This window comes from Rosettibacter primus (assembly GCF_036860675.1).
Taxonomy (GTDB): domain Bacteria; phylum Bacteroidota; class Ignavibacteria; order Ignavibacteriales; family Melioribacteraceae; genus Rosettibacter; species Rosettibacter primus.
Genome location: NZ_JAYKGK010000004.1, coordinates 25,759 through 40,655 on the forward strand (window position 1 = coordinate 25,759; position 14,897 = coordinate 40,655).

Genomic DNA, 14,897 nt, shown 5'->3' on the forward strand with positions numbered 1-14,897 from the left:
ATTTTTTACTTCTGAATTATTGCAATTCCATTAAGATCTTGATAAACACTATTTTCAGTATTTAATGTATCTTGCTCATTATAAATATTAATAAATCTTACATCTGGATTAAGATTATGCCATTCATCTAAAGCTGATTTAACACCACCTTTTTTTGTTGAATCCCACTGTCTTGCAAAATCACTTGAATCATGAAAAATCATTAATCCACCTTTAATAAGGTGATCGAACCATAAATTTAACTCTATAATAGTTTGGTCTTTTTGATGAGAGGAATCTACAATAATTAATTTTGGCGGTTTATCACCAAAGTGATTATATGTTATTTTAACAGTATTAATGTCGGTAGAATTGCTTAATTCTAATCTAACATATTCATCTAAAGATGCTAATTTTATATATTTTTTTGCAAATTCAGTTGAATGACTATCAATATCAAAAGAAATAAAACCATTTTTAACATTCATTTTTCTTAGCATAAACCCAATTAATAAACTCGAATACCCCGCATAAGTACCAAGCTGAACAATTCTATCAATCCTGTTCCCCATTATTAATCCTAATAAAAAGGAAATAAAAGGAACCGGAGATTCACCTATTAAATTTTCTTTTTCAGATTCATCAAACCACAATTTAACAATTTCCCATTCTGTATCATCAAGAAATGAATAACACGGTGGTAAGTAATTATTCCCTCTTAAATTGTGCCACCAATAGCGATAATGAGATTTATTAGTGAATTGAATAGACCTATAATCTTTTTTATAATTTACTGATTTTAAGTTTTCTGAATTATTGAATTTACTTTTATCTCCTATGTCTATACTTTGTTCTAAGTTACCCTCATTTATTTTTTCTAATAGATATTCATAATTCTCTTTTGCTACAATATTATTTGGTTCAGAAACGAGTATATATTCAAGTAATCTTTTTGCATATAAATAATTTTCTTTAAGAATATGTATAACAGCCAAATCATTTAATGCTTCAATATGATTTGGTTCTATGTTTAATATATAATTTAATTTTTTTGCTGCTTCATCTAATTTGTTGTTCTCAATCATTCTTTCAGCTTGAATAAGAAATTTAGCACTCTTACTTGGTGACCATTTTAATTCTCTTTTAATTAGCTCCCGTTTATCATATAGTTTACTTATTATCCTTGTATTATCAAGAAAATTCAATTTACCATTCATATTTTTAATCATCATTTCTATATTTAATAAATCACCTTTCTTAATTTTTTCTTCATAATAATCTAATATAGGTTTATAATAATCTTTTATTTTTTCTTTGTACCTAACTGAATAAAATTTTAGACTAACTGCAGAATTATCATTCGTTATCTCATTCTTAGCATTATTATTCTTCAAACAATTTGAGTATATATAGTTTTGGAATTGTAAAAATTTTGTTATAGAATTTTCACTACAACCATTAATATCAATGTTATTACTTATAAAATCACAAAAATCTTCTGTATTTTTTACTGAAGGGATATTATCAATATAGAAATAAGTATAATTTTCTATGATTTTATTTACAAAATTTATAATCTCATCATTGTTTGTTTTGTTGAAATCACCATTTATTAATTTTTCTAAAACATTACCTAAATCTTCTTTTGATTTTATAATGTTTGGGATACTACTGTACTTCAATCCACTATTTGTTAATAACAATATTGGTTTATCATAGAATAATGCTTCATATTGTAAAGTTGTGGTAGTAAAGATTAATAAATTAGAATTTCTAAATAAGCTTCTAAAATAAATTTTATCACTAACAATTATTCTTTCAGACTCAATGTGTTGATATTTTTCCTTTACATCAATTGGATGGGTTTTTATTATTAAGAACAAATCATTTGATTTCTCAACATACTTTGCCAATTCGTGAGCCATTTCAATGTGAGATGTAAATAGGTTAGAAATTTCTTTAGATAGTTTATGTTCTCTTGGGAAAAGTGGATTATCGGGATTTGGGAAAAAACTAATTATTTTCTTTTTGCCTTTTATTTTTAATAATAATTTTTCTTCTTCATTATTATAACTGACAGGATATTTAGTGATATTAGTATTGATATAAAAATTCTTAATTAAACTAAACAAATCTTTATTATTTTCTTGTTTTAACTTATTATTATCTAATTCCTCATTCAATAAATTTTCTATCATTAAAGTACCTGTTAAATACCCTCTTTCTAAGTAATGATTTTTAATTCCATATAAATCCAATAACTTTTTAAATATTTCTGATTGAGCAAGATAATTTCCCCAAACAAATACAATCGAGGGATTAATAAACATTATTAATTGTTTATAAAATTCTCTGCATTTTAGAAAACCTTTATAATGATTTTCATAACTATCAATATCTACATTGCTCCAGAACATATCTCTTTCGATTAACAGATAGTCTTCTTCATCCAAATCTTGTAAAGTATATTCTTCTAACTTAAACCTCTCATTAAATTGATGAAGAAAAATTGGCACATGAATAACTGGAAAATCTAAGTCTGAATAATTCTCTGAAGATGTAATTAAAATAAAATCAATATTTTTTTTCTTAAGGCTATCATTAATTTTTTTCCATAAGTTCTTGTATTCTGTTGTTAGAGGAAGGAAACAACAAACTAAACATAATTTATTTTTATGGTTCAATTCATTCATTAAAATAATCCATATTTATTTACAAGTTCGCTTGTATGAATACCTTTAGCTACATCAATCAGTATTTGTTTTTCATTTTGAAGTTTATTAAATGCTAATTCAATTATTTGATTTTCATACTTTTTGGGTATTACAACAATTCCATCTCTATCGCCAAATATTAAATCGTCCTTATGTATACTTATCCCATCAATTATAACAGTTTTATTTTTAGAAGTAACAATTCCTCTTTTCCTAGTATCTTTACAATAATTACCTTTAGAAAATACTGGAAATCCCATATCAGAAGTTTCTTTAGTATCTCTTGTTACTCCATCAATAATAGCGCCGGAAGCTCCTGCTCTTAATGCTAAATTTGCATTTAGTTCGCCGAAAAATGCATAATCAGGAATTTTATTTGCTACTACAATAACATCATTAGTAACAACATGATCATATAAATCAAGACTATCATAAATTTTTTTATAGTCCTCATCATCAGGACATAAATCTATTTGTAAAGTTTTAGCCCTTCCTAATACTTTACTATTTGGTAAATTCAAAGTGAATTTGCTTGATAGTACACCCAATAATCCTAAATCGTCCAGTATATCTGATAAGAGCGCACTAGTTAAAAGTAATTTTAAATTATTAAATAATCTTCTTTCTTGTTCACGCAATCCAATAGCAATTAAATTAGCTAATTCAAAATCAGGTGGATAATTAACATCTATTGATTCAATAGGATCTATTTCTAACAAATAAGGTTTATTGCCAATTCTTTTCTTAGTTTGTATAGCCACATCTCTTCTAACAATATACAGACCCATTGATTCGATAATTGTATCTTCCAGTTCATAACTATTAGGTATATGTTCTATATTATATGCAGGTTTGCCATTTTTCCAGAGATATTGTTTTTCTTTTCTCACTGCTACAACCGAATCATAATTATCATCATTCAATAAAATTTTAATACCTTTCTCTATAGTTTCTACTTTAATAAATGGACTTGTAGACAAAAGCTGGATACATATATCTGCATCTGTATGCAAGACTTCATTATAGAATAGTTGATTCCCATCAGTTTTATTAGTAGCTAACGAAGGATCTCTATGCAGTATTTTACACTTAACTTCCGATGCTAAATCAATAATTTCATATGATTCTGTATCAAGATATACTTCATCAATTAAATTTATAGTCAATAACTTTTTTAAACTTCTTAGAAACAACGGCTCTCCATCCAACAACATTATATTCTTATTGGGAATTCTATGACTATTCCCCTTAGCAGGTAAAAAAGCAGCGACTTTCATATCATTAAAAATTTATTTAACATTTTATTAAGCCAAATTATATGCCAGTTCAAAAACTAATTTTTAATATGAAATTGGCTCTTTAATTGATTATATATATTATCTTGGCTAATATTAACCAGGTAGGTTTATCGGACGGTCTCTAATTCTTCTGTGAATTTTTTGATTCTTTCTTCTGCTTCGGCAGTTAGTTTTGCTCTCTCGGTCTCTTTTTCTTCTTTTAATTCTTCAATCCTCTTTTGAAACTGCATTATATTACTGTTTATATTATTTACAGTTACTCTCTCTTTTTCTTTCATATATTCTTCTGTTTCTTTAATTAATTGTTCTTTGTGAGTTTTTAACATGTTTATTCGTTTTACTAAACGCTGTTTTTCTTCTGCTCTGTCAATAAATACTAATCCCGCTATAATTCCCGATATTAACGTGCCAACAAGAAAACTAATTAAGCCCCATTTGAACCCAGAAAATATTACATAACCTAATATTGAATTGAACTCTGATACATCAACCACAAATCTATTTGAATAACTTGCCAATCCTCCAATAATAAATACAATGAATGCAATAATTGTGTTATTTAACATACTGGTTGAAAATGATTTTGCTGGATTGAATCTTTCGATGAAAGGAATTTTTGCAATTTGTTCTTCTAAGTTTTTTACCTCATTTTCATAATTGTCATTAATATTTTTAATTGCTTTTTCAAGATTTTCTTTTGCTTTTATATGAAAATTCTCTAGTTCCTTTCTCAATTTTTCTTCTTCTTTTGCATACTCAACTATATACTGGTCATATTGAACAAGTTTTGAATCAATTTCTTCAAAGACAAGTTTTTTCATTTGTTCAATTATCAAATCAATTGTCTGACTGTATTTCCTTTCAAATTCAGGATACATTGCAATTATTAATGTGTTTGTAGAGTTAAGGTAAGATTGAGCAAGTTTTTCTAGAAATTTTATGTTTTTTAAAACATCATCCGTAAAATATTCTTTCACTTGTTTTTCTTTAAGTAAATTTAATTTATGCATTATTTTATTAATCGAATTCTCTTCTGCAAGTCGATAAGGTTGAAGCACTCCTGCAATTAACTGAACTGCTGCAGCAAAATCTTTTTCATAAAAAATATTGTTGATAAATGCATTTATCAGAAAATAGTTAAACATTCCAAAGTTAGATAAGTCCAGGGCAATAAGAAGTCTATGTAAATCATATGAAATTATTTCTTTAATATAATAAGAGGTCACTTCATCATTACCCATTTTTAATTCTGTAAGTGCAATATAAATTTTTGCAGTAATTCCGCTGGATTTTATGTCAACTGCTTCTTTAAAACATTGATTTGCTTTTATATAATCTTTTTCTTTTAAGTAAACAAAACCAGAAAATAAATTAACTATGTAATTAATCTCTTTTTTAACATCATCTGATAATCTTAATGTATTTATAATTTCTTTTACAGAATTATATAGCTCTAAGGCTTTTGAAGGATTATAGAGACTATTGTGATATGTTAGAATAATAGCATGAATTATATGCTTAAAGAAATTATGTTTATAAACATCTCTTTCTATAAAATTAATGATAAGATTAGCATAGTATTCGCGTTCACTTCTTAATTTTGTTGTTGCCCACTTAGTAAAATTTTCTTTTATTGATTTATGAAGGTCAAAATATTTCACTTTCGAAAAATTCACCTTCATAAATTCTTCTATTTGATTTAATAACCAGGAATCATAAATCCAGTAGACAGGTGCATGAGAAAAAGGAATAAATATTTCTTTTAGTTCATCAGGTAAATCAAAAGCAAGTATTTTTATATTTTCCTTTATGCTTGTAATAAAATCAAAATCAGCATGTATAGTTAAATCAAAATGGTCTTTCCCTAATCTATAAAAACTGGTTAAAGCAGATTCACCATCTTTGATTGCATAATTATTTTTTTCTAATTGCTCAATCATTTTTTATTTCCTTATCAAACATCCTTTTTGGGGAAAGATAGAATAATTTCTGTGCCTTTATTTTTTTCACTGTTAATTGTAAAACTTCCTCCCATTAATTTTGTTAATTTATATGCAACTGTTAAACCCAGGCCAATACCTTCATAAGGTCTTGTGTAACCTTCAATTTCTTGACTGAACGGCAGTAATATTCTATCAATCTGAGAATTATCAATACCAATTCCAGAATCCGCAATAATAATTTCTACTTTATCATTAAAATTCCTTGAGCCCAGGTAAACATATCCATAAGAAGTATATTTAATTGCATTATCCACGAGCAAATCAATAATTCTTTCTAATTTTATCCAGTCTATTTCAATAAAAGCTTCATCTTCACTAAACTCGAGTTTAAATGTTAAATTCTTTTTTTCTGCATCATTTAGTCTTTTTTCATAAACATGTTTAAGCACTTGATTGCAGTTTAATATTACCATCTCAAGTTCAATTTCATCAGATTCTATTTGTGCTAATTCAACAATGTTCGTAAAAGCATTCAATACTCTTCCTAACACTTCTTTTACGGAATCCATTAATTCTTTTATTGCTACATAATCCTGAGCAGCAAGACAATCATCAATAATTTCAGAATAACCAATAATACCATTAAATGGAGTTCTGATTTCGTGTGAAATATTGGCTATAAAAGCCGATTTCATTTTGTTGAGCTGCATTTCCTTCAAATAATTTTTCTCAAGCTGTTCTCGATATTTTGTTTCGTCTGTTATGTCTTTAAGAGTAATTATATAAATTTTACTCCCGTTTCCATTGTGGTGGGTGGATGTAATTTTACAATTAAAATGTTGACCTGATGAATGCTGATAAAAAAATTGCTGAAAAGAATCCTCATTTTCTTCAAGCAGTTTTATATTTTGTTGAATAATATTAAATAACTGTGGAGGCAAATAATCATTAATTACCTGAAGATATAAATTATTCTTATCAAGATTAAATAACTTGCAAAAATTATCGTTTGCATTTTCAAAATATATTTGATTATCAATCGATTTCAGGATTAATAATAAATCAGAAATATTTTCAATTATTAACTTCTGTTTCTTTTCCGATTCCTCAATAACTTTTTTCTGATAAATATGTTCAGTAAGATTGTTAGCACTGAGGACAAAATTTATTTCAAAGGAATCAATTGGAGAAAAAGGCTGCAACGTAAAATCCCAATAATGTATTTCACCTCTCTTTTTTATTTCAACTAATTTTTTCCAGAACCTACCACTATTCAGTGCAAGACTTAAAAGACTAAGTTCAGAATCGCTCAAAAATTCTTTCATTATCTCTGTAATTTCTACATTGTATAGCTTATCCAGCCCTCGGGAAAATATTTCTTCAAAAGAACTTGTTGCGTAACTAATTCTTTTTTGATTATTAATAATAATTATTGGAACTTTACCATAATCCAGAGCATGATGCAAAGAATCAATTTTCTTTTCTATAATTTTTCTTTGTTCAAGAGATTCAATTGTAATTAATAAATATTCATGAGATAAAACGAAAATTCTTTCTATTCCTACTTGATAAGCAGTATTATTTGAATTAAAATTTGTATTAATAGTGAGATCGGTCGTTAGATTTCTATATTTACTTTCAACAAATCCTTTAACAAATACTAAAAATTCTGATGAGGGATTAAGCCGTTGTAAATTATCATTAATATTTAACTGAAATAAATTTTTAAATGCAGTATTACAATAAACAATTTCAAGTAAAGAAGATACAATTGCAATTGCTCTGCTGGTAGGCAATTCTTTATAATTAAAAAATTCCTTTTCGGAATTTCTTAGATTTTCATTGAAGTTCTTCCATTCAGGCATAATCAAGAATCACTTTATATGTATACTTTTAATTAATATACCATCTCGTTCACCTCGTATTTCATCATTTTGTGAATGATGAAGTTTTAATGAAGCATACTTATTCAAAAATTTTATCAAGCAGTCATTGATATAATTAAATTCTTTATTTAAGGAATCAATATAATCACTTGTTAGTGAATCGATGGTATATTGGTCAGTTATAATATTCGGTTTCTTTACACTTTGTGATTTAAATTGTTCAAAGAATTCATTTAATGAATTAAGAGATTTATCAAAATCACTATCATTCATATTAAAATTAACAGGGGCAATTAATGTTACAATTACAGTAATTTCTGCTGCAAACCCAAGAACATCTTTTTTAATTTTATATTCAATGTTTCTGAATTTACTAAGCTGATTTATATCAACTGTTGTATCAAATTCGAACCCATCGAGCTCAAATATAATATGGACTTTATCCGATTCCTGCTCTATCTTTTTTAATTTCCATCCATAAGCAGCAAGAAGTGCAGTGGCAGGAGAAATCAATGCAGAATCATTGATTGAATTAGATGAGTATGTATAAGAATTAATTTTCTTATAATACTTTGGACTGCCGGTAGACTTTTTATAGTCTGAATTCGGACTAATATTTACAACTTTTTCCAACATGCCTTCTCCTCCATCTTATTATCGAAGGAAAAGGCAATTTTTTTAATATCAATCTGTCTTAATCATTCGATTTTCGTCAATATAATCAATCAGCTGTGGATTTTGCAGGTAAATTAGTTGTTGCACAAATTTATTTATTCTATCAACTGATTCATTAATTGTTTTTAATTCTTCTGATAATTTAGATTTTTCTTCTTCACTTAATTCATTTTCTATAGTTTTAAGAGATAACACAAGACTGCTTAATGGATTATTTATTTTATGACCAATTGTACAAGCCATTTCGATAACAGCTTTATTATGTTCAGCATTCTTAAGTTCATTTTGTAAATTATAGATTCTTACACCTGAACGGATTCTTGCAAGTAGTTCTTGATTTTCTACAGGTTTTACAAGAAAATCATCAGCCCCAATGTCCAATCCCATAATTCTATCTTTTAATGAAGAGCGAGCAGTTAAGATTATAAAATAAATTCCTTTATACTTTTCATCGCTTTTCAAAATATTGCACAATGCCAAACCATCAAGAACAGGCATAGTCCAATCTGCAAGAATTACTTTTGGTGAAAATGTTTTTAAGACTTCTAGCGCATCTTCACCATTGATTGCAGTAACTACTTCATAATTATTTCGAGTTAATAATTTTTCGAGGATAAACCTGGTATCTTTTTCGTCTTCTACAACTAAAATTTTATCTTTCATTGATAAACCTATTTACTTTTTGAATTAATTTATCAAAACTTACTATTGGTTTCAGGATTACATCGTCTGCAAGGCTTTCCCTTAAAAGATTTTCTCCACAATAATTTGGAGAATAAGCTGTTACTAATATAATAGGTAAAACTAAATTATTAAAATTTTCTTTTATATATCTTGATAATTTTATTCCATCGTATTTTTCTGAATTCAGATAAGTATTTCTTAAATTTATGTCCATAATAATCAAAGATATTTTTTCAGTCTTTATTGTTGAAATAATTTTTTCACCATCTTCCAGTATAATAATATCAATTCCAAGTTTTCTAAATAGAATTCTATAAAATTCCTGCAATATATTATCGTCTTCAATGATTAATATTTTATGATTTTTGTTCACAATTTATTTCGAATATTTTAATGTTATACTTATTCTTCTATTTACATAACTGTATGGGTCGTTTGGGTCTCGTAGACGGGTATCAGCATAACCACGAATTTCATCAATTTGTTTTTCTGATACACCTCCTGCTACAAGTGCGCGTTTTGCAGAATTTGCTCTATCAGTACTTAATTCAAAATTTGTATAACCTGTTCCATCATTGCGATATTGACGAGAATCAGTATGACCTTCGATAATGATTTTATTCTTCAGTTTAGAAATTTCAGAACCAATTTTAAGAAGCAGCTTTCTTGCTGCAGGTTTTAGCTCTGCAGTCCCAATTTCAAAAAAAATGTCATTAGCAGAATCAATTAATTCTATTCTCAAACCTTCTTTTACAATTTCAATTTTTACCTGCTCAGATAATTTCATTAATTCAGTATCACTGGATAATTCTTCTTTTAATTTTTCACCCATTCGTTCTAATTCTTGTCTTTCCATTTCTTTTTGTTTGATTTCTTCCTGAAGTCTCAAATCAAGAAGTTGAGAAGAAGTCCCATCAAACAAATTTTTACTTTTAGTAGAAAATCCAATAGGGTCTGCAAAATAAGCTGCTACTGCCTGTTTTACTTCTTCACTTTGACTTAAAACCCAAAGCACAATAAACAACGCCATCATTGCAGTTACAAAGTCTGCATAAGCAACTTTCCATGCTCCACCATGATGACCGCCATGACCTTTTTTAATTTTTTTTATTATGGGAGGTTCGTCAAAATGAACTTCTTGCGGAGGAGGAGTTTCTTGCTTCTTTGTAGGTCTTTTATTTGCAACTTCAGTCATTACTTCTTACCTCGCAAAGCATTTTCTAATTCTTGGAATGTAGGTCTATGGTCAGAAAATATTGTTCTTCTCGCCATTTCAGCAGCAACGAATGGTGGATTCCCCTTAACATAAGCTAAGATGAAATTTTTAATGATTATCAAATCCTGAACTTTATCCGCAGTAAGATGATGCAGATTTGCCGAAATTGGATTAACTAAACCATAGCTTAATAATACACCTAAGAATGTACCAACCAATGCTGCAGCAACGTGATGACCAACAGCTTCTGCTCCTTGATTTATTGATGACATAGTTATAATAACACCAAGAACCGCAGCTACTATACCTAAGCCTGGCAGAGAATCACCAACTCTACCTAAGGTTTCAGAAACTGGTTTATTTTCATTTTCATAAGTTTCAATTTCTGCATCCATCATGTTTTCTAATTCATGGGGTGGAACTGACCCTGCAAGCATAACTTTCATTGTATCACAAAAGAAATTTTTCAGCACTTCATCTTCCATAAATTTTTTGCTCTTTGAAAGTATATCACTTTTTTCCGGTGTTTCTATGTGTTTTTCTATTGCTAATAAACCTTCTCGCTGAGCTGTTAAAAATAATGTGCTGAATGCCTTTAACATATCAATATAATCTTCTTTTGAAGATACATGACCTTTAAATAACAACGGCAGTTGTGATACTATTTTCTTTAATAATACAGGAGGCGAAGAAATTAATATACTTCCAATAGCAGCACCACCTATTATCATAAATTCAGAAATTTGAATAAGCAAAACTAAATTTCCTCCTGCTATGAGGAAACCTAAAACAACTGATGCAAATACTATAGCAATTCCAATTATAACAAACATTATAATCCCCTATTTTGAGTTTAATATTTCTAATACTTCTAATTCATGAATTAAATCCTGATATTTACTATAAATTTCAATCCAATCAATATTTTCTTCATTTAATAATTCTTCAATGGAATTACAAATATTCGATATAATATTAAATCCAAGTGTCCCGCTCGATCCTTTTAGTTCATGAGCTACTGTTTTTAACAAATTGATATTTTTTGCATTCAATGATTCTTCAAATATCTTTAGTTTTTGTGGTACATTGGCAAGGAAAAATTTTTTCATGCTTTCTAAAATTTCTTTCTTAGCAGAACTACTTAAAGATTTTTCTTTCTTAATATTAATCAAAAAGTCATCTCCAAGTGCTTCTCTAATTCCTTTTAGTAATACTTTTTTACTCAAAGGTTTAGAGATTACATGAACAGCACCTGCTTCTACAGCTGCAATTACATTTTTTTTATCAGTATGACCACTTACAACAATCACTGGAATATTTTTCAAATCATCAAGTATTTTTATAATTTTTATCATTCTTAAGCCATCAAGATTTGGCATCATAATATCTACAAAAATTAGTTTGGGTCTGTATTCAATTGCTTTTTGAATACCTTCAAGACCATCGCTGCAAGTAATTACTTCAATATTATAATCAGACAAAAAACTTTTGAACAGTGATTGAATCACCTCAGAATCATCAATTACAAGTATTCTAACCTTATCATCATACAGCATCGGCATTATTCTACCTTTTTAATTTTATACTTCGACAAATCAACTTTTTCTGTTGAACTTGATTGTGAAGCTTCCATAGAATATTGAATTACCTTTTCATAAACTTCACCTCGATAAATTTGAATGGAACTCGGTGCAGTAATACCAATTTTTACCTGGTTCTCTGATATTGATAATATTTTTATTGTTATATCAGAACCGATTTTTATTTCTTCGTCAATTTTTCTTGATAATATAAGCATACTCTACTCTGTAAATAAATTGTAATAAAGAGAATATTTTTCGCTATCTAAAATTTTTTGAAAACCTGTTTTACTATCCTGATTAATATAAACAGGTGCTTTTAAATTAATTGTAATCTTGAGCGGATCAGGATTAAGAATGACAATCCCGAAAGCTTCATGGTTCTCTTCCTGAGGATAGTTTTCGTCAATTAATCTCATGGCAAATAATGGAAAAGCTATCTCAGGTTTTTCAACTGAATTAAGCCAGTAAAAAATATTTTCTTCCGGTTTAATGAAGACAAATTTTTTAAGTTCTTCAAAACCAATTAAACCATTTTCGAACGTGATGACAAGGTCATCAGGAAATTCGATTTCACCAAATTGTTTTGTTACTATTTTCATATTACTCACTTTAATATTACTATGTCTACTCTTCTATTTAATGCTCTTGTTTCCGGGAGATCATTTGATGCAATTGGTTTATATTCAGAATATCCAACTATCGACACTTTATCAGGAGACAAATTTTCATTCTTAATTAAATAATATGCAGTACTTAATGCTCTATCAACTGATAAATGCCAATTAGATGGATATTGCGGTGTATTAATAGGAATATTGTCAGTATGACCTTCAATTCGAATATCATTAGGTAAATTTTTTAAAACTTGTGCAAGTCTTTTCAAAACTAATTTTGAATTTTCACTTAAAGTAGCTTTGCCAGGTGGAAACAAAATATCATCCAGTATATGAATAGTAACCCCTCTCTCATTCTGCTCGAGTCTTATTGAATTATTATAATTATACATAGCAATTAATTTAGTCAAATCCTCAGCTAATTTATCTTTTGGTGTTGGAATAATTTTTTCACCATTAATAACAGAAATCTTAGATTCGCTCCCAAAAATATTTCCTAAAGCAGCAACAACACTTTTATATTTACCACTGTCAATACTAGACATAGCATATAAAATTATAAATAGCCCGAGCAATAATGTAATTAAGTCTGCATAGGTAATTAAATACCTATCTTTATCACTTTCTTCACGAAAGAGAGTTTCATCAGAATCTAAGCGCTCTTTCTTTCCAATTGTTCGCTTTGTGGAAGCATACCCACCAAACGAGCTTTCATTATTGAGGGGATTTCTCCACTTAGAAGTGTTATCACTCCCTCCAGCGATATTTCCATCATATGTTTTTCTTCGAGGTGACATTTTTTTAATCTATCTCCTATTGGCAGCCAGATAATATTTGCTGTAAAAATTCCCCATAAAGTTGCTATAAATGCAGTAGCAATATTTCTTATTAATGAATTAGGGTCTGCACCTGCATTAGCTAATGTCATTATTAAACCCATTACAGTCCCAATAATTCCCATTGTTGGTGCGTAACCACCCATTTTTGTAAAAATAAAAATATTAGAATTATGTCGTTCCTGCATTGTTCTTATTTCAAGTTGAGCCAAATTATAAAGAGATTCAGGGTCAAGTCCATCAATTGCATATTTAGTCATTTTTTGCGGAAACTTATATGGGAACTTATGCAAATCTTTTTCAATTGCTAATAACCCTTCTCTCCTTGCTTTAACTGAAAGTTCAATAAAAGTTTCAACAACTTTTTTTGTATCATAATGTGGTGGAAAGTAAGCTAATTTAATCAATGAAAACATCTTCTTAAAATTATCAAGACCAAAACCAATGATAATTGCTGAGAATGTTCCACCAATAACTATTAACAATGAAGAAAAGATAAACAAAGCCCTTATCGAACCACCTTCGAGTATAAAAGCTCCAAAAATTGAAAATACGCCTAATGCTAATCCTAATAATGAACCTGATTTTTTCATCACAAGTAATCCAAAATTGATTTTGGTAAAATTGATGCAGCTAATTTATATGATAGCTGCAGTAAATAATCTTGATATTGCAAATCAATTGCTAATTGACCTGGGTCAACTTCTTTTCTTTTTGATAAAAATTCTTGATAATCCTGCAATTGTTTTGATAAAATTGTGTTTATGTCTTCAAGACGATTATATTTTTCACCTGTTAATGACTGAATAGAAAGAATTTCTTTATAAGCAGCATTTAATCTATCTTTCAAAGTCTGGTCTGGTGGATTACCCGCATCAAGAGAATCAATTATATCATTGATAGTATCAAGAAAATCTGAATTTACAATTCTATCTCCTGTAACATTAATTGTATCTTTTATGTTATTAGCAATCTGAACTTTTACTTCACCAGTTAAATCTGTAGAATTTGTTACAACTTTTCCATTTGAATCAATAGCCCAAGGTTCAGTTGAATAATTTGTTCCTCCAAAAATATACATGTCATTATACTTTGTATTCAAATTTTGCACAATAGATTGAAGTGAAGCTCTAACAGATTGAGCAACAGTTTTGAAGTTTGTGTTAAGTGGATTCGTGATATTTACAGCTTGAGTAATAATTTTTTGAATTTCATTACCAATATTTTCCAGTGAATTAATTGTAGTATTCACAAATTCTTTTGCATAATCAATATTTTTTTGAAATGTCTCTATCTTTCGAATTTGAGAATCGATTTTTATGATTTCAAGAGATTCAAATAAGTTGTCGCTCAATTTTTCAATTTTACTATTCGTAATAAGCTGATTCTGAATTTTAGCTTTTCTTTCATTAATCAGATTTTGGTTATAAATATATTTCTGGCTCAATATGTTATCTGAAATTCTCATT

Annotated in this window: 15 protein-coding genes; all 15 read right to left on the reverse strand. The window is 28.1% G+C overall.

From position 1 onward, the window contains the following. Nucleotides 1-5: 5 nt before the first annotated feature. Nucleotides 6-2,672, reverse strand: a complete 2,667-nt coding sequence (locus VJY32_RS06450; protein WP_353677085.1) for a CmcI family methyltransferase — start codon at nucleotides 2,670-2,672, stop codon at nucleotides 6-8. Further along, nucleotides 2,672-3,970: an RraA family protein gene (locus VJY32_RS06455; RefSeq protein WP_353677086.1), complete on the reverse strand. Its 1,299-nt coding sequence runs from the start codon at nucleotides 3,968-3,970 to the stop codon at nucleotides 2,672-2,674. The genes VJY32_RS06450 and VJY32_RS06455 overlap by 1 nt, the downstream gene beginning before the upstream one ends. 128 nt (nucleotides 3,971-4,098) lie before the next feature. Continuing rightward, complete coding sequence (locus tag VJY32_RS06460) at nucleotides 4,099-5,931, reverse strand: hypothetical protein (protein ID WP_353677087.1); 1,833 nt, start codon at nucleotides 5,929-5,931, stop codon at nucleotides 4,099-4,101. 14 nt (nucleotides 5,932-5,945) lie between these two features. Next, nucleotides 5,946-7,799: a PAS domain-containing sensor histidine kinase gene (locus VJY32_RS06465; RefSeq protein WP_353677088.1), complete on the reverse strand. Its 1,854-nt coding sequence runs from the start codon at nucleotides 7,797-7,799 to the stop codon at nucleotides 5,946-5,948. A gap of 9 nt (nucleotides 7,800-7,808) precedes the next feature. Continuing rightward, complete coding sequence (locus tag VJY32_RS06470; protein ID WP_353677089.1) at nucleotides 7,809-8,456, reverse strand: hypothetical protein; 648 nt, start codon at nucleotides 8,454-8,456, stop codon at nucleotides 7,809-7,811. Between the two features lie 48 nt (nucleotides 8,457-8,504). Next, nucleotides 8,505-9,158 carry a response regulator gene (locus VJY32_RS06475; protein ID WP_353677090.1) on the reverse strand — a complete coding sequence of 218 codons (654 nt, stop codon included), beginning with the start codon at nucleotides 9,156-9,158 and terminating at the stop codon, nucleotides 8,505-8,507. Beyond that, entirely contained in the window at nucleotides 9,148-9,552 is a 405-nt protein-coding gene (locus tag VJY32_RS06480) for a response regulator (RefSeq protein WP_353677091.1), read from the reverse strand. Before VJY32_RS06480 ends, VJY32_RS06475 begins: the two co-directional genes overlap by 11 nt. Nucleotides 9,553-9,555: 3 nt before the next feature. Continuing rightward, the gene (locus tag VJY32_RS06485; RefSeq protein ID WP_353677092.1) at nucleotides 9,556-10,374 is read right to left on the reverse strand and encodes a flagellar motor protein MotB; all 819 of its coding nucleotides are present in this window, start codon (nucleotides 10,372-10,374) and stop codon (nucleotides 9,556-9,558) included. Next, nucleotides 10,374-11,228 carry a flagellar motor stator protein MotA gene (gene motA, locus VJY32_RS06490; RefSeq protein WP_353677093.1) on the reverse strand — a complete coding sequence of 285 codons (855 nt, stop codon included), beginning with the start codon at nucleotides 11,226-11,228 and terminating at the stop codon, nucleotides 10,374-10,376. The genes VJY32_RS06485 and motA overlap by 1 nt, the downstream gene beginning before the upstream one ends. A gap of 9 nt (nucleotides 11,229-11,237) precedes the next feature. Next, entirely contained in the window at nucleotides 11,238-11,957 is a 720-nt protein-coding gene (locus VJY32_RS06495) for an Hpt domain-containing response regulator (protein ID WP_353677094.1), read from the reverse strand. After that, nucleotides 11,957-12,193, reverse strand: a complete 237-nt coding sequence (csrA, locus tag VJY32_RS06500) for a carbon storage regulator CsrA (protein ID WP_353677095.1) — start codon at nucleotides 12,191-12,193, stop codon at nucleotides 11,957-11,959. Before csrA ends, VJY32_RS06495 begins: the two co-directional genes overlap by 1 nt. A gap of 3 nt (nucleotides 12,194-12,196) precedes the next feature. Then, nucleotides 12,197-12,577 carry a flagellar assembly protein FliW gene (fliW, locus tag VJY32_RS06505; protein WP_353677096.1) on the reverse strand — a complete coding sequence of 127 codons (381 nt, stop codon included), beginning with the start codon at nucleotides 12,575-12,577 and terminating at the stop codon, nucleotides 12,197-12,199. A gap of 5 nt (nucleotides 12,578-12,582) precedes the next feature. Then, entirely contained in the window at nucleotides 12,583-13,356 is a 774-nt protein-coding gene (locus tag VJY32_RS06510) for an OmpA/MotB family protein (RefSeq protein ID WP_353677329.1), read from the reverse strand. Further along, entirely contained in the window at nucleotides 13,245-14,021 is a 777-nt protein-coding gene (locus tag VJY32_RS06515; RefSeq protein ID WP_353677330.1) for a motility protein A, read from the reverse strand. Before VJY32_RS06515 ends, VJY32_RS06510 begins: the two co-directional genes overlap by 112 nt. After that, nucleotides 14,021-14,896, reverse strand: coding sequence for a flagellin family protein (locus VJY32_RS06520; protein WP_353677097.1), 876 nt, complete (start codon nucleotides 14,894-14,896; stop codon nucleotides 14,021-14,023). The genes VJY32_RS06515 and VJY32_RS06520 overlap by 1 nt, the downstream gene beginning before the upstream one ends. Between the last annotated feature and the right edge of the window lies 1 nt (nucleotide 14,897).